Source organism: Lacrimispora sphenoides (assembly GCF_900105215.1).
Classification (GTDB): Bacteria; Bacillota; Clostridia; order Lachnospirales; family Lachnospiraceae; genus Lacrimispora; species Lacrimispora sphenoides_A.
Genome location: NZ_FOIP01000002.1, coordinates 796044 through 815591, shown reverse-complemented (window position 1 = coordinate 815591; position 19548 = coordinate 796044). Strand labels below are relative to the sequence as shown.

Below are 19548 nucleotides of genomic sequence, written 5' to 3'. Positions count from 1 at the left end.
ATATTACATGTAGAACAAATAGCAATGCATCGGATAACCGGTGACATACAAATTTCCAAAAGGAGGAACCCTTTATGTTATTAACAAGAAGAAATAACTTATTTGATGAATTTTTTAATGATCCGTTTTTTACGGATGCATATCACAACAGACAGTCCCTGATGAAAACCGACATTGAGGACAATGGAAACGACTATGTCATTAATATCGAGCTTCCAGGCTATAAAAAAGAGGAAGTGCAGGCCGAATTAAAAGAAGGATATCTGACCATATGTGCAGACTCTGTTTCCGAAAATGAGGGAAAGGACCAGAAAAACTATATCCGCAGGGAACGCTACAGAGGCTCTGTAAAGAGAAGCTTCTATGTAGGCTCCGGCCTGAAACAGGAAGATATCAAGGCATCGTTTGAAAACGGCATCTTGAAGCTTGTTGTTCCGAAGGAAGCTCCAAAACAGATCGAAGAAAACCACTATATCACCATTGAGTAATCCGATACAGACAAAAAGGGAAGGCCCCATATGGAGGACCTTCCCTTTCTTTCTGTATCAGTGAACGATCTTATCAGCATTTTATCAGCATTTATACTCTTTTAAAAATGCCGTAGTCACATATGCCCCGCTTTTATAAGACTTTTTCTCCATGGCTTCCTCTGCTTCCAGTTTCACATTAATCCACATCTCTTCCGCAGTAATGGTTAAATGAGAAAGCATAATCCCGGTGCTGATCTCCCGCATGGATACAAGAGAATATGACGGCAGGAATTCCCTGCAGGAAAACACATAGATTTTGTCATGATAAACGATAAAACGCCAGGGCTGGGTATTCATGGCCGACGGAGCGAGGCGGACAGCCTTTAAAATATTTTTCATGGATTCTCCGGCTTCTTCCTTAAACACGCATAATTCCTTTAAAGGAAGCCGTTTTGCCGTTGCAGGATCCCGGTAAAGCAGGGTCTTTGGATAACCAAAGGCAACAACGATCACCTGCTTCATTCCTGCCGGCCCTGGCTCCGGAACCTTGGTGCTCCCGAGATAACAGGTGCCTAGTCCTTTTCCGGTCATATATAAAAGAACATGCTCAAGCACATATCCTGCATTTGCCAGATACCCTTCCTTTTCCTCAGAATAAAATACCAGATAATAAGGCGCCTCTACCTTCCACAATCCCTTAACAGGCAGATGCTCTTCCATATTTTCACTTATTTCCAGCTTAATCTGAATATCCCCGTGCAGCCTTGGTATATTATCCCCAAAATAAAGGATGTCCTTTAGCAGCTGCTCCGGGACTTGTTCCTTCTTAAACTTCCTGATCGATCTTCTTTTAAATATCATCTGATACAGATTCATACCTGCTCCCCTCTCCTCTATCCAACAACCAGACTTAAATAAGCCGGCTCATTTCCTCCAAAAGCCCGGCAAACACCTGGAGTGCATCCTTCACCGGTTCTGCTGTCCCCATGTCAACGCCGCAGAGCTTTAACAAGTCTATAGGAGTCATAGAATTTCCGCCGCTTAAAAATTCATAATATCCCTTGACCGTCTTCTCTTCTCCCTTAAGAATCCTGCTGCTGATGGCAATGGCAGCCGAAAACCCTGTGGCATACTGGTATACGTAAAATGGTGTGTAAAAATGCGGAATTCTGGACCATTCATAATCGATTTCCTGGTCAACCACCATGTCCGGGCCAAAATATTCCTCATTCAGCCGGTGGTATATTCTGCAAAGAACCTCGGCAGTAAGCACCTCTCCTTCCCCTGCACGGCGATGGGTCTCTGCTTCAAACTCCGCAAACATGGCCTGCCGGTAAAGAGTCCCCCGGAAACTGTCCATAAAATGATTCACAAGGTAAGCCCGTTCCTTTTTATCTGACGTGGTTCCCAATAAATGCCGGATGAGCAGTGCCTCGTTACAAGTAGATGCCACCTCCGCTACAAAGATCTTGTATCCTGCATCTATATAAGTCTGGTTCTTATCGGAAAACCAGCTGTGGAGGGCATGCCCCATCTCATGAGCCAGAGTAAAGACACTGTCAAGAGTTCCGTTAAAGTTTAACAATACATAGGGATGGATCCCGTAAACACCCCAGGAATAAGCGCCGCTCCGCTTTCCTTCATTTTCATATACGTCGATCCACCGGTTATTAAAGCCTTCTCTTAAAAGGGATAAATAGTCCTCTCCCAGTGGCTTAAGGCCTTCTAACACCATGGCCTTGGCTTCCTCAAAAGTATATTTACGTTCTTCCCTTGATACCATGGGCACATATAGGTCATACATATGCAGCTCATCCACTCCAAGGGCCTTCTTTCTTATGGATACATATTCATGGAGACTGGACAGACCCTCATGAACCGCATTTAAGAGATTGTCATACACCTCCTCCGGAATCTCATTCTCCCCAAGGGAATGAGCTCTGGCAGAGGGATAATTTCTTGCCTTTGCGTAAAAAGCCGCCTGTTTCACATTGGAAGAAAAAGTAGCAGCCAGAGTATTGCCAAACTGTCCATAGACGCTGTACAGGGCCTCAAACGCTGATTTTCTTACCCTTCTGTCCTGCTTTTCCATAAGGGCAACATAATTTCCATGGGTGATCCTGACAGGCTGATTCTTTTCATCCATGATTTCAGGAAACTTCACGTCCGCATTATTAAACATATTAAAGATTTCCGAAGGGGCGGAGGTAGCTTCCATGGACTTTGCCAGCAAGGCTTCCATAGGAGCCGACAACGTATGGGCCTTCTTCTTTAAAATAATTTCCAAGGTTCTGTCATAACGTGTAAGCTCGGCCGTATTCTTCCGGTATTGTTCAAGGGTCTCCTCCGTCATTTCCAGGATTTCCGGTATCAAAAATGATGACAGCCCTGCTGCCTCATAGGAAAGGGACCTTGCCCTTGAGGAAAATTCCTGATATCTGGCATTGCCTGTATCCTCATCGGATTTCTGCTTTCCGTATACAAACAGTGTTTCAATCTTTAGGGATATCTCCTCATCAAACTTCAGACAGGAAAAAAGCATCTCGCCTGAATCTGCCAGATGTCCTTCAAATCTTTTATAACCTGAAAGCGAGCGTTCTGTTTCACGGAACAGATCCTCCCATGCACTCTCAGACGGCAGAATATCCGCCAGGTTCCAGGTATCGCAAACCGGTATTTCTTCTCTCTTTTTCAATTAAATCCCTCCACTCCTTCACTTGTGTTTATTCTATCACCCATATTTCAAAGAAACAATCAGCAATATGGAAAATATTTGATTGAATTTATACATTTTATTGTATTATACTATACGAAAACGAAACAGGAGTCCCAAATGAATATTATACGAACGAAAACCCCCAGCGAAACGCAAATCAGTGACTTGCTCCACCTGCAGGATGCCTGCAGAAAGCATGACCATATTTCTCTTACTTTTCCTATGGAAGAAGAATGTATTTTTTTCTTATTATACGAAGAAGACAGCCTCTTATCCGCTCTTTGTGCATTTTTTAATGAAAACGGGGACTATGAATGCTGCGCTTATACCCTTCCGCCAAACAGGCGGTGCGGATATTTCATGATGCTTCTGGAAGAGCTGTTGAAGGAGATGGGAGACAATGATCTGATTTTTCCTGCAGAGGAAACCTGCAAAGATACCGCCCTGACCATTAACGCCATAGGAGCCGATCTTTGGTATCAGGAACATTTAATGGAGCTTACTTCTTCTGATTTTTTGAAAACCGGTCTGGCAAAGAACAACCGTTTTTATGAGACTCTTACGCTCTCCATGACCCGCGATAATAAAGAGGAACCTTCCCTTTGTACCTTTCTGATAGAGGACACCCCTGTGGGCTTCTGTTATCTGGATTTCAGGGGACAGTCTACCTCCTATTTTTACGGGTTTGAAATTACCGAAAATTTACGGAACCAGGGGCTCGGTGGCGCCTGTCTTTCTCTGCTTTTGGAAACCTGCTTTTTAAGGCCCGGCTCTGAAAAGCAAAAAAAGATTTCTCTTCAGGTGTCCGGCCAGAACGGTCCTGCTATGGCCTTATATAAAAAGGCAGGCTTCCAAATTACGGAAAGCCTGTCCTATTATATTTATTAAACATAATTATATATACGGAACACTACTTTATATACGAACTACTATTTTATATCCCGGACCATGCAGTACTGTTTTAAACGAAAACGCTTTTCCACAATACTGAAAACCTCAAAACCGAAATGTTCATAAAATTTTACATTGCTTACATTATGTGTTTCCAGGGAAATCATGAGCTTATTTTTATCTGCGTAGTCAATGGCTTCCCTTAAAAGAAGAGAGGAAATCCCATGATGCTGCATGGCAGGCCGTACAGCCAGATAAATAAGATGCAGCCGTTTCTCCTGGTTAAGACGGTCCGTCCAGCTGGAATTCAAATACTCCCTGCCCTGGAAAAAATTCCAAAATGTTTTTAAAGAAGGGTCCTCCTTGATCAGATAGCCGTCCGTTTTTAAAAGGGCGGCTGCTTCTGCCAGATAGTAATGAAAGGCATTATAAGGCTGAGATTCATCATCCACCACAAGGATCCCGTTAATATCTGGACTGTCAGCATATATTTCGCAAGTCTCTAAAAATTCCTCCATATCACATTCAAATAATTCCGGGAGCAGACGGCTCCTGGTCTTCCCGTCAGGGATCAACCTGCAATAAAGCGGATCACCGGCAAAGCATTCAGTCAGCAGTTCCTTTAATTTCTCCACATCTTCTTTTTTTACCCGGTACAATCGGTCGCTATCCATAATCTTAAACCTCTTCCATTTGCTTTAAACTCCGTACCATTTTTCATGGCGTGCTTCTATTGCTCTTCTTCTTTTGTTCGTTACGTTGTTTGTAATTCCCCCTTCAATATTATATAATATAATACGTAAAAGTTGTACAGTACTTTACTACAGAAAGAGCGGCAAAAAGAGTGTGATCGACATCAAAAAGCACTGAAGCTGCAAAGAGGATCCAGATATAAAAAAGTGAGGAAGCCTGCTGCAGGGCTTTTCCTCACTTTTTCTTTTTGTGTCCTGTTATTCACTCCAGTTATGGTAAGTGGCCTGTACGTCATCCTCCACATCAAGAAGATCCATAATCCGGTTCATCTTCTTAATGGAATCTTCATCCGTAAGTTCCACCCATGTCTGAGGAATCATGGTAACGTCTGCTTCCACCATGGGGATGCCTGCGGCCTCTAATGCCTCTCGCACTGCGCTGAATTCCTCAGGTGCGGTAATTATTTCAAAGCTGTCCTCTTCTTCCGAAAAATCTTCGGCCCCCGCATCCAGGGAAACCATCATCAGTTCATCCGGATCCATCTCACATTCTTCCTTATCAATGATGATCTGGCCCTTTTTATCAAACATAAAGGACACGCAGCCAGGAGTTCCCACATTGCCGCCGCCTTTTGTAAATGCGTTTCTTACGTTTGCTGCAGTCCGGTTCTTGTTGTCTGTCAGCGTATCTACGATAATCGCAACCCCGTTAGGGCCGTATCCTTCGTATGTAATTGTCTCATAATTAACGGAGCCTGCATCGCCAGCTGCTTTTTTAATGCCGCGGTCAATGGTATCGTTTGGCATATTATTGGCTTTTGCCTTTGCGATAATATCACGGAGTTTACTATTGTTTGCAGGGTCTGGTCCGCCTTCTTTCACCGCTACCGCCAATTCTCTTCCGAGGATAGTAAAAACCTTGCCTTTAGCCGCATCGTTTCTCTCTTTTTTGTGTTTAATATTCGCGAACTTCGAATGTCCTGACATTGTTCCAACACTCCTTTTCTTTCTCTACTTCGTCCTTATAATATCTAATAAGTCAACATCTTTTCCATTTTAGCACTATTTTTTTCATCTTGCAAGAAAAATAATGCACAGCTGCCGATTCCCTCTTTTTCCGAGAACAAATGACAGCTGTGCCGATATTACATTTTTATGTCCGAGAATTCCTCACGAGCCTCAATATGTCTAAGCTCCTGTTCTTCCTCATGCTCCTCTTCCGGCAGCTCTTTCCGAACCCGGATGGTATGAATGATCTTATTTTCCACACGAAGGATTTTAAAACAATATCCAAGAATAGACACCTCTGTCTCTTCTCCTTCCTGGGGAATCCGGTCCAGCCTGGAAATCAGCAAGCCGTTGATGGTATCATAGGAGTCATAATCCTCTTCATCAAACTCAATATTCAAGGCCCTTTCCACTTCTTCCAAAGGAGTCATGCCGTTGATTACATAGGAACCGTCATCTGAGGGGACAATGTATTCTTCATCCACATCATATTCATCCATGATATTGCCCACAATCTCTTCCAAAATATCTTCCATCGTCACAATACCCGCTGTCTGACCGTATTCATCTACTACGATTACCATATGGATCTTTCTGGACTGCATTTCCTTAAACAGAGTATCAATATTCCTGGTTTCCGGAATGAAATGAGCTTCTCTGAGAAGCCCTTCGATCTCCCATAGCTGGCGGGATGCATTCCTTTTATTTTCTACAGCAATAAGAGCATCCTTCATATGAAGGATCCCGATAATGTCATCCACATCCTTTTTGTAAATCGGATAACGGGAATTAAATCCCTCTTTCAAGATGAAATTCACTGCCTCCCGAAGAGTAATCTCGCCGTCCAAAGCGACCAGATTCTTTCGGTGGGTCATAATATCTCCGGCTTCCTTATCATTCAGTTCGAAGATGTTTGTAATCATCTCCGCTTCTCTGGCCTCTAAAACGCCCTGTTCATGGCCCTCGTTCACCATGGACATGATGTCTTCTTCCGTAACGTTCTCATTATCTGATGCCATATCGATTCCAAACAGCTTCAGGACAAAGTAAGCCACCACATTTGCCAGCCAGGTAAAGGGAATAAGGGGTATCATGATGAGGGATACTACAGGCAGCATAAGATAACCCCATTTTTCAGGGTTCTCTGCCGCACAGCGTTTTGGAATAATGATACCAAAGCTGATCAAAAGCACGATCAGTACAACAGAAACTAACAACAGACTTAAAAGGGATATCCATTGGCTTGGATAAGCCCCGTCTCTTGTTAAGACGGTCCCAAGCCTTGCTCCCAGCTGCTCTAAAACAAAAGCCCCGGTTACCATACCGATTAAATTTGTGGTGATTTGTATCGTATTTACAAATCTGGTCGGTCTGTTAACTATATGTAACAGCTGACCGGCCTTTTTACTTCCTTCCTCCATCTGATGCTCCAGTTCGCTTGTATTCACGTTTTGGATTGCTGATCCAAACCCATAAAAAATAGCGTCCAATACGATAAAAGCAATAAAAATAATCACGCGTATAAGCGGATTGCCATCGTCCATTCTAAAAATCTACTCCTTTTGTTATTTATCATTCGTATTTTTTCTCGTAACTATTTAAAAATATACCATTTTATCAGCATTCCGTCAATGGTGAACTATGTATCCAGTTCCAGGCTCACCCTTAATGCACAGTCCACTTCCTGCTGAAGTTCATCGTCGATATGACAAATCTTTTCTTTCAGCCTCTGCTTATCAATGGTGCGAAGCTGCTCTAAAAGAATCACCGAATCTTTTATCATATCGCATTTTTTTGTATCCAGCTCCACATGGGTGGGAAGCTTTGCCTTATTCATTCTTGATGTAATTGCCGCACAGATCACAGTAGGGCTATGTTTATTGCCTATGTCGTTCTGTATAATAAGAACCGGACGGATCCCGCCCTGCTCAGAGCCTACTACCGGCCTTAAATCAGCATAATAAATGTCTCCACGTCTGATAATCACACTCTCACACTCCGTCAATTATTTAGGAAGTTCGATTCGCCTATAAGCTCACCGAACGGCTAATCTGCCAAATCCAGGCGGTATATGACCTTTGCCTTCATTCACAAATTATGCCTAAGTCTAGTATTGACCTTCTTTGACTCGAGTATTCACTTAAGTTTTTCCGCCGCATACCTTATCATATGTTTTGGACATGGTGTTTGTTATCAGCCCTTGCAAAACCCTTCATAACAATCGTAGAAATAATCTTTCGTACCTATGACCCTGCCGTTTTCAAGGTAAACCCGGGGCACCCGTTTGCCTATGTCACAGACGATTTCATAATGGAAGCCGCCTCCGACTGCAGCCAGCTCTTCTACCGTAATCTCTTCGCTTCCCTGCCTGCCGATCAAAACCACCTCATCCTCTTCCTCTGCGCCCTTTATTCCGGTCACATCCACCATGAACTGGTCCATGCAAACACGACCTAATATCCTGGCACGCTGCCCCCTTATGAGCACTTCCCCTTTGCCGGAAAGATTTCTTGAATACCCGTCGCCATATCCTACGGGAATCGTCGCGATCGTCATCTCCCGGTCAGCGGTAAAGGTTCCTCCATAGCTTACAGAAGTTCCCGGCTCTATTTTTTTTATGTAAGAAATAAAGCTTTTTAATTCCATCGCAGGCTGAAGCCTGACCGTTTCCCTGTCAACCTCTCCTGACGGATAAATGCCGTAGATGGATATTCCGGCCCGTACTGCATGAAAGTTGGCCCTCTGAAGGTCCAGGATTCCGGCGCTGTTGGAGCAGTGAAGGACAGGGATCGTGATCCCCCTGTCAGAAAGCATGGTTACGAACGTTTGGTACTTTTCTATCTGTTTATCTGTGGCGCTCTTATCCCTTTCATCTGCCTTTGCAAAATGAGTGAACAACCCTTCCACTTCAATTCCCGGAAGGCCGCAGATTTTCACTGCCTCCTCTGCAGCCTCCTCTGTGACCGGATATCCGATCCGGCTCATGCCTGTATCCACCACCAGGTGTATCACTGCCTTTTTTCCCGCCTTTTCCGCCAGAGTGGACAGACGTTCCGCCCGTTTAAGCTGAAATACGGATGAACTGATCCCATATTCTACCAAAAGACTGTATCCTTCATAAGGTACTACGCCAAGGACCAAAATAGGCTTTTTGATTCCGTGTTTTCTTAAAATTACGCCTTCTTCCACGGTGGCAACCGCATATCCCCACACATAAGAATCCATGGCCCAGGCTACCGGAACCGCTCCGTGTCCGTATCCGTCCGATTTTACAACGCCGATTATCCTGGTCCCTTCCTTTAGATTTGCCTTCATGGCCTCCATGTTGTGGCGGATGGCATCTAGATCTACTGTTTCATAAACCCTGCTGTATAATTTCATCACTTTATCACCTCGTTTATTTCTACAGGCATTTGTTCCTTAACGTATTGAATGTATCCCTTCCGCCAGTTCCCTGGCAAGAAGGCTGTGATCTCCCTGCTTCTCTTTTACCATGTCTCCGGCACGGCCATGAAGCCATACACCATAGGCCGCTGCATCAGACTCTTCCAGACCCAGAGCCAGAAGTCCGGCTATGATCCCTGTCAGCACATCTCCTGACCCGGCTTTTGCCATAGCACTGTTGCCGCTTCCATTGACATAGGTTCTCTGATCCTTTAAGGCCCCAATCGTCACCGCGTCCTTTAACACGCAGGTAATACCGAACCGGTCCGCATATTCTCTGGCAGTGGTGATCAGCTGCTTTTGTATGGTTTCCACAGCGCTTCCCGTAAGCCTCGCCATTTCTCCCAAATGAGGAGTCACAATGATGTTTTCCGTGAAATAGCTGGTCAGCTCCGGGTTTGAAGCAATGGTGCCAAGCCCATCTGCATCCAGAACAATGGGGACATAAGCATTCGCAAGGACCTCTTCCACCAGATTCCTAACATAGGCTTCCTGCCCTAGTCCCGGTCCCAGAACAATGGCGGTGGCCCACTCACACTGCTTTACCAAAAGCTTTTTAAATCCTTCTGTCCCTGCTTCTGCATCCCCGGCTTCATAGGTGGTAATGATGGCTTCCGGAAGTCCGGTTTGAAGGATGGTCCGGTTTTCTTCTACTGTGAAAATTTTCACCAGGCCTGCTCCTGTCCGGTAAGCGGCAAGGGCGCTTAAATAGGCAGCCCCGCTCATATTTTTAGATCCGGCCACCACAAGGACCTTTCCAAAGCTCCCTTTATTGGAATAGGCCGGGCGCTTTGGAAGCATTTTCTCATCTTCCGGATCCAGGGTAAAATACTCTGCCTTAAGGCGTTCTAAGCTCTCCTCCGGAAAACCGATGTCAGCTACAATGACCTTTCCGCTGTATTCCTTTCCGGGATAGAGCATAGTTCCCAGCTTTTCATAGCCGAATGTGACGGTTATGTCTGCCTTTAAAGCAATCCCCATGATCTGACCCGTATCCGAATGAATACCCGAAGGAATATCCACGGCCACCGTAAATTTCGGCCGGCAGCGGAGGATTGTCTCCAGGATCTCCCGGTATCTGCCAAGAATCTCCCGGTCCAGACCCACGCCAAAAAGTGCGTCAATGAGAATATCGCAGGTACCCGGAATGAGATCAGAAAATCCTGCCAGATTGACCCCCGTACGTTCCGCGATGGAAACCTGAGTCAGATATTCACTGCTTCCCTTGTCTTTTCCGGCAGCCAGTAAGGCAAAAACCTTATATCCTTTCAAATGCAGCATTCTGGCAGCCGCGACCCCATCCGCTCCATTATTGCCGTTTCCGCATAAAATCCATATCCGGTCCGTTTTCTGCCCATGCTTCATCACTTCTTCTGTAACCGCCAGGGCAGCCCGTTCCATAAGCACCAGAGAGGGAATCCCTATATTCTCTATGGTGTAGCGGTCCACCTGCTTCATCTGTCCTCCTGTAACCAGATATCTCATATATCTCCCACCTTTCCGCTTTCCTGCCCGCGCTTTTGGGGCATAAAGGTCTATAGAAAAACTACCGGCAGCGAAGAGACTTCCCTTCACCTGCCGGCAGGCATGTTACTCCATTATTTCAGATTGTCTGTTTCTTTCTTCCTCACTGTCCTGTATACTGCATACCCGGTAGGATAACCGCATCAGGCTTTCCGATAGATGGACATTCTCAACAACCACATCATCCGGCACGCTTAAATCCGTATGGGCAAAATTCCAGATCGCCTTGATTCCTGCCTTCACAAGGCGGTCTGCAATCTCCGGCGCCTTTGTCTTTGGAATGGTCAGAGCTGCGATCTGGACATCATTATCTTTTACGAACTGCTCCAGATCATCTACGCTGCGGATCTCTATCCCGCGGACCACTAGGCCGATCAGACGCGGATTGATATCAAACATTCCTTTGATGAGGAAGCCCCGCTTTTCAAAGTTTGCATAATTGGCAATTGCCTGTCCTAAATTTCCAGCGCCTATGATAATGATATTATGCTGCCTGTCTATTCCCAATATCTTCCCGATCTCTGCATATAAATACTTTACATTATAACCATAGCCCTGCTGGCCGAATCCGCCGAAATTATTCAAATCCTGGCGGATCTGAGAAGCGGTCACTTTCATTCGTACACTTAAATCATTGGAGGAAATACGTTCCACTCCATCTTCTAGTAATTCGCCCAGATACCGGTAATATCTCGGAAGCCTGGTAATCACTGCTTTGGAAATTTCTTTCTCTGACACTTCTTCACCTTCTTTAACTTAATCTAACTAACATTATTATAACTGCGTGACAAAATAATGTCAAACGGGTTTTATCATTGTATCCTTGAAAAAAGGAAGGACCTATATTATACTATTTCTGTTGCCTTACATTTATACAGGAAGAAAACACCCTTCGAATATACTTATATGCCCTAAAAACAGGCTGGAAAGAGGAAATACCCCAGAGTATACCTTTATGCCATAATACAGGCAGGAAAGAGGAAATGAAACATGATTTTGTCATGCAATAATATAAGCAAAGCATTTGGAAGCAATCAAGTGATCAAGCATGCTTCCTTCCATATAGAAGACCATGAAAAAGCCGCCATTGTAGGAATTAACGGCGCCGGAAAATCCACACTGTTAAAAATCATCATCGGAGAGCTTCCCACCGACGAAGGAGATGTGATTGTTTCCAAGGGGAAATCCATCGGCTATCTGTCGCAGCACCAGGATTTGTCCGGAGAGCGGACTGTTTATGAAGAAGTCCTGGAAACCAAGCGGCCTGTCATGGAAATGGAAGCAAGGATCCGCCAGCTGGAAGTGGATATGAAGCACGCCACGGGCGAGGAGCTGGAATCCATGCTTACCACCTACAGCAGACTCAACCACGAATTTGAGTTGATAAACGGATATGCCTATCAAAGCGAAGTAACAGGAGTACTAAAAGGACTTGGCTTTACGGAAGAAGAATTCCATAAACCTGTCATGTCATTATCCGGCGGCCAGAAGACCCGGGTATCCTTAGGCCGGCTCCTTCTCACCAAGCCAGATATCATCCTGCTTGATGAGCCTACCAACCACTTAGATATGGAATCCATTGCATGGCTGGAAGGATATTTGATCAATTATGACGGCAGTGTAATCATCGTTGCCCATGACCGCTATTTCCTAGACCGGGTGGTCACGAAAATTATGGAACTGGATAACGGCCTTATGACCGTATATCAGGGAAACTACACCGATTACAGCGGAAAGCGGGCCATGATCCGGGAAGCCCAGATGAAAGCATATTTAAACCAGCAGCAGGAAATTAAGCATCAGGAAGAGGTCATTGCCAAATTAAAGTCTTTTAACCGGGAAAAATCCATCAAGCGGGCGGAAAGCCGGGAAAAGATGCTGGATAAAATCGAAGTTCTGGAAAAACCAATGGAAATAAATGATGAGATGCGGATCCGTCTGGAACCCAATATCATCAGCGGAAACGATGTCCTCACGGTCCGCAGGCTGGGAAAAGCCTTTCATCAGAACCGGCTCTTTGAAAACGTTAATTTTGAAATCAAACGGGGAGAGCGGGTAGCAATCATCGGCGGCAACGGAACCGGAAAAACTACCATTCTTAAAATGTTAAACGGTATTTTAGAACCGGATGAAGGAGAAATCTCCTTAGGCTCCAAGGTACATATCGGATATTATGACCAGGAGCATCAGATTCTGAATATGGAAAAGAATCTATTTGATGAACTGCAGGACACCTACCCTTCCATGAACAATACCCAGATCCGTAACATCCTGGCCGCTTTTTTATTTACCGGTGATGATGTATTCAAGCGGGTAAAAGACTTAAGCGGCGGCGAACGTGGCCGGGTATCCCTGGCAAAGCTGATGCTTTCCGAAGCCAATTTCCTCATACTGGATGAGCCTACCAACCACTTGGATATTACCTCCAAAGAAATCCTGGAGGATGCCCTGGTCAACTATACGGGAACCATTCTCTATGTGTCACATGACCGTTATTTCATTAACAAAACCGCAACCAGAATCCTGGATTTAACCAATCAGACTCTGATCAATTACATCGGCAATTATGATTACTATCTGGAAAAGAAAGAGATCATGACCAGCTTGTACACAGCCCCTCTTTCTGCTAAGGCTGCTGCCTCGGAGGAGATCACCGAGACCAAGCTGGACTGGAAGGCGCAAAAGGAAGAGCAGGCCCGTCTTCGTAAACGCCAGAATGAATTAAAGAAAACAGAGGATGAGATCCACAAATTAGAAACCAGAGACGGAGAAATTGATGAACTGCTTGGTAAGGAAGAGATTTTTACCGATGTCTCAAAATTGGTGGAGTTTAATAACGAAAAGGAAACGATCCGGCTGAGGCTGGAAGAGCTGTATGAGCTGTGGGAAGATCTGGCAGAATAAACGTTAGAAAAAGAGGGCTGTCCTTTGTAAAAGGGCAGCTCTATTAAATTTACTCATCTCCTACTTATCTCCTGCCGTGTCAGCATCGTTCCTTTTCGGTTTCACCCCCCAAAAAACAACATTCATCACAACCACAATGAGCGCACACAGGAGCATGGAAACCCAAAAGCCTATGTCAATGCCCATCCATTGAGTTGTACCAAAAAGTTTTAACCAGATATTGGCCCAATTTATCATTGCTCTCCTTTCCTTTAGAGAAGATCACCGTAATACCGTACATATGCCTTCTTCAGGCTCGTAGCCAGTGCCATGTACAATATAATACACGGGATCAGGTACGCAAAGTAGGCGGTTGGCAGCGGCAGGAATCCCAGCGTCCCTCCAAAAGCGGTAAATGGAATAATGGTCAGCACCACAATACCGGCAAAGGTCAGCAGTGTTAACGAGGCGGATGCACGGCTTTGGATGAACGGGAGCTTTGGCGTACGAATCATGTGAATCACCAGGGTCTGGCTCCACATGGATTCTACAAACCAGCCAGCTTGGAACAATGCCACATAATTCGTCTGCATCCGTAACAATTCCGTACCGGAAAAGTGATTTGCCAGGTCGTTATATAAAATTCCATTGGACACAAACAACGGGCAAAAAACAAAGTACATGAACGCATAGGTAGTCCAGTCGAAGATAGAGCTGGTAGGTCCGAGCCACAGCATAAAGCTTCCAACAGAAGACGCATCCCATTTGCGGGGTTCCTTAAGGAACTCCTTATCTACGTTATCCCAGGGGATTGCTGTACAGGATAAGTCATAAATCAGATTAAGAAAGATTAACTGCAGGCTCATCATGGGCAGGAATGGAAGTAACGCTGAGGCAGCAAGCACCGAGAACATGTTGCCAAAGTTTGAAGATGCTGTCATCTTGATATATTTATTCATATTGGCATAGGTCTTACGCCCTTCGATAATCCCTTCCTCCAAAACCATCAGGTCTTTTTCCAAAAGAATAATATCAGCGGACTCCTTTGCAATGTCAACTGCGTTATCCACAGAAATGCCGATATCGGCGGATTTCATTGCGGCCGCATCATTGATTCCGTCACCCATGAAGCCCACGATGTGCCCGCTGTTACGGAGGACGGTGACGATACGGGTCTTCTGATCCGGTGAAAGCTTTGCAAACACAGCGGTTTGTTCCGCCGCCTTTGCCAAAGCAGTATCATCCATTTTGTCAATATCAGAGCCTAACAGCAGGTTATTGACCTTAAGCCCTACCCGTTTGCAGATAAAACGGGTTACCTTGTCATTGTCACCGGTCAGGATTTTGGTAGTAACGCCATACTCCTTGAGAACCCTGATTGCTTCCTGAACCGATTCTTTCGGTGGATCAAGAAAAGCCAGATACCCGATCAGCACCATGTTATGCTCATCTTTTACTCCAAAAGCACCGACTGGAGATGGATTGGTCTTTTGTGCAACAGCGATAACCCGCATCCCATCTTCATTCAGGCGATCTACCGTCTGAAGAATATTAGTTTTAATTTCTTCCGTAAGAGGTTCTACTTTACCCTGATATTCGGCATAAGAACAGATAGAAAGCATCTCCTCTACAGCGCCTTTTGTAACCATCTGGGTCTTGCCGGTTTTATCACTGACCACGGTGGAAAGACGACGGCGGGTGAAATCAAAAGGAATCTCGTCCACCTTTGTGTAGGTTTCAGACAAATCGATCAGTTTTGGGTCGGAGGCTTCTTCTTCCTCTGTTTTGCGGATGATTGCCACATCCATTAGATTCTTGTAGCCTGTCTGAAAATAGCTATTTAAGTAAGCATGGCGAAGCACACGGGTGTCTCTGTTTCCCATTACATCCATAGAATACTCCAATACCACACGCTCTTGAGTCAATGTACCGGTTTTGTCCGTACAAAGAATATCGATCGCTCCAAAATTTTGAATGGAGTTTAAATTCTTTACGATTGTCTTCTTTTTAGACATAGATATGGCACCTTTAGCCAGACAAGTGGTGACAATCATGGGCAGCATTTCAGGAGTCAGGCCGACTGCAATGGAGATACCGAAGAGGAACGCCGCGATCCAGTCGCCTTTGGTGATCCCATTGATGACAAACACAATGGGTACCATAACAAACATAAACCGGATGAGAACCCACGAAACGGCATTCACACCCTTTGTAAAGTTGGTCTCAACGGCTTCACCTGCAACCGAAGAAGCCATGGAGCCAAACAGGGTATCATCGCCGACGGAGATTATAACTGCGGTGGCACTGCCACTGATTACGTTGCTGCCCATAAATGCGATATTGGAATACTCTGTAGCCGTATTTACTTCATCCTTACCAACAGACGCAAACTTTTCCACAGGTTCGCTCTCGCCGGTCAGGGCCGATTGGCTGATAAACAAATCCTTTGCCTCAATCATTCTTACATCCGCAGGTATCATATCACCGGCTGAAAGATGGATGATATCACCGACCACCGCTTCGACAAGAGGAATTTCCTGCTTTTTTTCTTCCTTCCGGTCAACCGTACAGGTTGTGGTAATCATCCCTAAAAGTTTTTCGGCAGCATTGCCGGAGCGGGATTCCTGAACAAAGCGCAACGCGCCAGAAATCATAACCATTGTCATGATAATAATAACCGTAAGTGGATCAGCTTCTTCCGGCGTACCCTGTACCACCGGCAAAATTATATCTGTAATTGTGGATACAATGGCAAGGCAAAACAGAATTGCCGTAAAGGGGTTGACAAACGCCTCCGCCAGCCTTTGAGGCAGTGTTTTTTTCTTTTCCCGTGTCACCTTATTTTCGCCATAGTAACTGCGGCTTGCAATAACTTCTTTTTCAGAAAGACCACCCAGTGAAGCATTGAATTGTTGTAAAACGGTCTCAAGCTCATTAGCTGCAGCGAAAGTAATGGTTTCGTTGGCTCTTTCTCTGCGGGTGAAGCTCTCTGAGATTTTTCTTGCATTCGCTCTTTTCTGTTTCTTGTTCACGAGTCTATTCCTCCTAAATTGCGCCTTGTAAAATTGGAAGCGCCGGACTCTATTTATCTTGCCCCCTTTTATAGTAAATTATGACATTACAGATCAGGGTTCCGGGCAAGATAAAAGCCACAGGACATCAAAGTCCTGCGGCAATATCAAAAAAGCAGTTAAAAGAGAAAATCTCTTTTAACTGCTTTCCATTTTTATTAAACTGCTTACTATGTATACAATATCCTTTTTAATATTTCCGTCACACGGGGCGCCTCTTCTTCCATCTCTCCCCTTGTATAGGAACTCCCTACATACGCTGCCACCAGCTTTCCAAAATAAAACCTCATATCATCGGAATAATAATCTGGGATGTACACAAAATCCTCCACGGAATCCCTGCTCATAATCAGATCCGTAGCATCCTGGCTGTTGCTGCCATAACAGCCGGAGGCATATCCGATGTACTCCCCAAAAGCTGCCGTCAACTCTTCCGCCTGGCAAATTTTGATTTTTTTATAATTCGTATCCAGTTTATAGCATACGTAATAAATGCCGCTATCCGTCATTGGCGCAGAAAAATACTTTTTTCCTGGATAGTAGATGATCTCCCAGCCCTGATCTTTAAACTTCCTGATCCAATCTCTGGGAATATTCTTAGTGGCCTCTGTAATGGCATCTTTTACTTCAGAAGACACGGATGCAGAAGTTTTCTTCCCATCAATACTAATATCGAATTCCTTGTTTCTCTGACCGTTTTCATCCATGTAGAAAAGGCCTATATACTGATTTGCAGCCATCTGTCCGTTATCATAGAAATAATATCGTTTTCCCGCTACGTTTTTATAGCCGGAAGAAGCCATCTCCCCCTTTGTGGAAAACCAGTACCAGCTTCCGTTTTTATCCTGATACCAGCCTTTTTGGGCAGTACCGTCTTCGTTATAATAATGCCACTTCTCTTCGTCGTCGTTGTAGCACCAGCCAAGCTGCAGCTCCCCCGTCTCAGAAAAGCAGTAGTTCATTCCGCCGATCCTTGTCCAATCAGAAACCATATACCCATCATTGTCAAAGTAATACCAATATCCATTTATCTCTTCCCAGCGGTTCTTCTTAAATTCTCCCGCGGCATTGACATATTTCCAGCCGCTTGAGTCTTCCTGCCACTGCCGGTCCGATACTGACGCCTGCTGGCTTTCGCCCTCTTCCTGTATCTTCTCTTCCGCTGCCATGGAAGTCATCATGCTTCCCATGATGAGAATGATACTTGCTGCCGCTATCCATCGTTTCCTCAAGAGTTTTGCACTCCTTCCAGGCCTTCCATTTTTTATAATAAAATATTACTATATTTCCGCAGAAAAGTACAGGTTTCAAATTTAAAGTTTTTATTAACAAGGAAAAGCCCTCCTTCCTATTTTTCCATTTATAGGCTATAATTATAAAATATCAATTTTAAAAAGGGAGGTAATACTTGTGAAATGGAAACGTTTTCTGGCTATGGCCGGAGTAGTACTCATTCTCTCCATGTACCTTATCGCCATAATATCCGCCTTTTCCCATAATCCGGAAGCAAAAAACTGGCTGATGGCCGCTATTTTTTCCTCTGTCGTCGTCCCCGTCTTTCTTTATGCCGCTCAGCTTGTTGCCCGGGTGATCAGACATGATAAAGATGAAACGGATACAGCCGGAAAAAATAAAGAACTGTAAAATAAGCCTTATAATGTCCTGTTGCAGGGAAGTTGTCAATGATATTCGTTCCTGAGTGGAATGATATGAAATGGTCTTAATTAATAAAATTATATGGAATGGAAATGATTTCATATGGAAACGAACAGAATAAAAGTAAAAAGTGAATTTGCACCTTTAAAAAAAGTTGTCTTAACGCAATCCGAATTTATCTTTCCGGCCCGGACAGGAAATTCTAAAGATGATGCATTTCTTTCAGAGGAAAGCCTAGGCCTGCTTGAAGGCGTAGATACAGCAGGAAGGAATTATAAAGAGGTTTTCCCTGAGCGTCAAAGAAAATGGGAAAAAGAACGGGAAAACTTAAAAGAAGTTCTTGAGAAGTATGGAGTTGAAGTCGTTCGTCCCCGGTTGCTGACTGATTACGAGAAAGAAGCCGGCAGGGAATTCGGCTCCTGTAATTTCTTTGTACGTGATCCTTTCTTTACAGTTGGCCCCTCCATTATTGAAGGGTCGTTACGCTTTTTCCATCGTAGGAATGAAGTTTTGCCGATCAGAGATATCCTTGCTAATGAAGCTTACCGCACGGGGGCCTTCTATGTTTCTGTACCAAGACCAGATAGTTCAGAAGGGATTGATGCTGAGCAGGGTCCTTTTTTAGAAGGCGGAGATGTTCTGGTCTTAGATCAAACAGTTTTCGTGGGTAATTCAGGCTTGGCCTCTAATCATAACGGTTATCTATGGCTTCAAACATTTTTATCCCATTTTGGCTATGAAGTGGTGGAGGTTCCGTTAAAACAGGATGTACTGCATTTGGATTGTGCATTAAGCCTTGTAAGAGACGGACTGATGATTATTTGTGAAGAGGCCTTTATAAATGGAATACCGGAAGCTCTAAAGGATTGGGATAAAATCTCTGTCCCTTACAAAGATATCGCCTATTTGGCGGTGAATGGACTTCCAATTAATGAGTCTACGTATATATTAGATCCTCAATTCGAATATATTGCAGAGCAGCTAAAGGCAAGAGGTATAACCGTGGAGTATATTGATTTTGAAATTTCCAGGAGTCTGGGAGGTTCCTTTCGGTGCAGTACACAGCCGCTTGAAAGGGCATAGTGAAAAAGGTGGTTTCACTATATGCAACAACTCATCATATTCCCATTAACTTTCACCACCTGACGATGTACCATGCATGGCGCAACGAATAAAAAGCCGCAGGACTTTAA

General features: G+C 44.5%; 17 protein-coding genes. 5 read left to right on the top strand and 12 right to left on the bottom strand.

What is annotated here, in order from left to right; genetic code table 11:
- The first annotated feature begins 74 nt into the window (after positions 1-74).
- Positions 75-488: an Hsp20/alpha crystallin family protein gene (locus tag BMW45_RS20580; protein ID WP_092248361.1), complete on the top strand. Its 414-nt coding sequence runs from the start codon at positions 75-77 to the stop codon at positions 486-488.
- A gap of 84 nt (positions 489-572) precedes the next feature.
- On the opposite strand, the gene BMW45_RS20575 is transcribed toward BMW45_RS20580, so the two are convergent.
- Positions 573-1346 (bottom strand): nitroreductase family protein, encoded by a 774-nt coding sequence (locus tag BMW45_RS20575; RefSeq protein ID WP_092248358.1) that lies wholly within the window; start codon positions 1344-1346, stop codon positions 573-575.
- Positions 1347-1380: 34 nt separating this feature from the next.
- Positions 1381-3165, bottom strand: a complete 1785-nt coding sequence (gene pepF, locus BMW45_RS20570; protein ID WP_092248355.1) for an oligoendopeptidase F — start codon at positions 3163-3165, stop codon at positions 1381-1383.
- A gap of 138 nt (positions 3166-3303) precedes the next feature.
- Here pepF and BMW45_RS20565 point away from each other — a divergent pair, with 138 nt between their 5' ends.
- Positions 3304-4074 carry a GNAT family N-acetyltransferase gene (locus tag BMW45_RS20565; protein ID WP_092248353.1) on the top strand — a complete coding sequence of 257 codons (771 nt, stop codon included), beginning with the start codon at positions 3304-3306 and terminating at the stop codon, positions 4072-4074.
- 41 nt (positions 4075-4115) lie between these two features.
- Here the strand turns inward: BMW45_RS20565 and BMW45_RS20560 are convergent, their stop codons facing one another.
- The 7 genes from BMW45_RS20560 to BMW45_RS20530 form a co-directional block, all read right to left on the bottom strand.
- A complete protein-coding gene (locus tag BMW45_RS20560) occupies positions 4116-4751 on the bottom strand; it encodes a GNAT family N-acetyltransferase (RefSeq protein ID WP_092248350.1) in 636 nt (211 codons plus the stop codon).
- Between the two features lie 276 nt (positions 4752-5027).
- Entirely contained in the window at positions 5028-5756 is a 729-nt protein-coding gene (locus BMW45_RS20555) for a YebC/PmpR family DNA-binding transcriptional regulator (protein WP_025232458.1), read from the bottom strand.
- A gap of 158 nt (positions 5757-5914) precedes the next feature.
- Positions 5915-7321, bottom strand: a complete 1407-nt coding sequence (locus BMW45_RS20550) for a hemolysin family protein (protein ID WP_092248347.1) — start codon at positions 7319-7321, stop codon at positions 5915-5917.
- A gap of 95 nt (positions 7322-7416) precedes the next feature.
- Positions 7417-7764, bottom strand: a complete 348-nt coding sequence (locus tag BMW45_RS20545) for a type II toxin-antitoxin system PemK/MazF family toxin (protein ID WP_013272276.1) — start codon at positions 7762-7764, stop codon at positions 7417-7419.
- Positions 7765-7970: 206 nt separating this feature from the next.
- Entirely contained in the window at positions 7971-9158 is a 1188-nt protein-coding gene (gene alr / locus BMW45_RS20540; protein WP_092248344.1) for an alanine racemase, read from the bottom strand.
- A 39-nt stretch (positions 9159-9197) separates the two neighbouring features.
- Entirely contained in the window at positions 9198-10706 is a 1509-nt protein-coding gene (locus tag BMW45_RS20535) for an NAD(P)H-hydrate dehydratase (RefSeq protein ID WP_092248341.1), read from the bottom strand.
- Positions 10707-10811: 105 nt separating this feature from the next.
- Entirely contained in the window at positions 10812-11483 is a 672-nt protein-coding gene (locus BMW45_RS20530; protein ID WP_025232454.1) for a redox-sensing transcriptional repressor Rex, read from the bottom strand.
- Between the two features lie 252 nt (positions 11484-11735).
- On the opposite strand from BMW45_RS20530, the gene BMW45_RS20525 reads away from it, so the two are divergent.
- On the top strand, positions 11736-13649 hold the full coding sequence (locus tag BMW45_RS20525) for an ABC transporter ATP-binding protein (RefSeq protein WP_092248338.1): 1914 nt from the start codon (positions 11736-11738) through the stop codon (positions 13647-13649).
- Between the two features lie 60 nt (positions 13650-13709).
- Here BMW45_RS20525 and BMW45_RS20520 read toward each other — a convergent pair whose 3' ends face one another.
- The 3 genes from BMW45_RS20520 to BMW45_RS20510 form a co-directional block, all read right to left on the bottom strand.
- Positions 13710-13886, bottom strand: coding sequence for a conjugal transfer protein (locus tag BMW45_RS20520; protein ID WP_166433433.1), 177 nt, complete (start codon positions 13884-13886; stop codon positions 13710-13712).
- Positions 13887-13900: 14 nt separating this feature from the next.
- The gene (mgtA, locus tag BMW45_RS20515; RefSeq protein WP_278320804.1) at positions 13901-16660 is read right to left on the bottom strand and encodes a magnesium-translocating P-type ATPase; all 2760 of its coding nucleotides are present in this window, start codon (positions 16658-16660) and stop codon (positions 13901-13903) included.
- Positions 16661-16869: 209 nt separating this feature from the next.
- Positions 16870-17931, bottom strand: coding sequence for an N-acetylmuramoyl-L-alanine amidase family protein (locus BMW45_RS20510; protein WP_092248332.1), 1062 nt, complete (start codon positions 17929-17931; stop codon positions 16870-16872).
- 178 nt (positions 17932-18109) lie between these two features.
- Here BMW45_RS20510 and BMW45_RS20505 point away from each other — a divergent pair, with 178 nt between their 5' ends.
- On the top strand, positions 18110-18343 hold the full coding sequence (locus BMW45_RS20505; protein WP_025232449.1) for a hypothetical protein: 234 nt from the start codon (positions 18110-18112) through the stop codon (positions 18341-18343).
- 114 nt (positions 18344-18457) lie between these two features.
- Positions 18458-19438: a dimethylarginine dimethylaminohydrolase family protein gene (locus tag BMW45_RS20500; RefSeq protein ID WP_092248329.1), complete on the top strand. Its 981-nt coding sequence runs from the start codon at positions 18458-18460 to the stop codon at positions 19436-19438.
- Positions 19439-19548 lie beyond the last annotated feature (110 nt).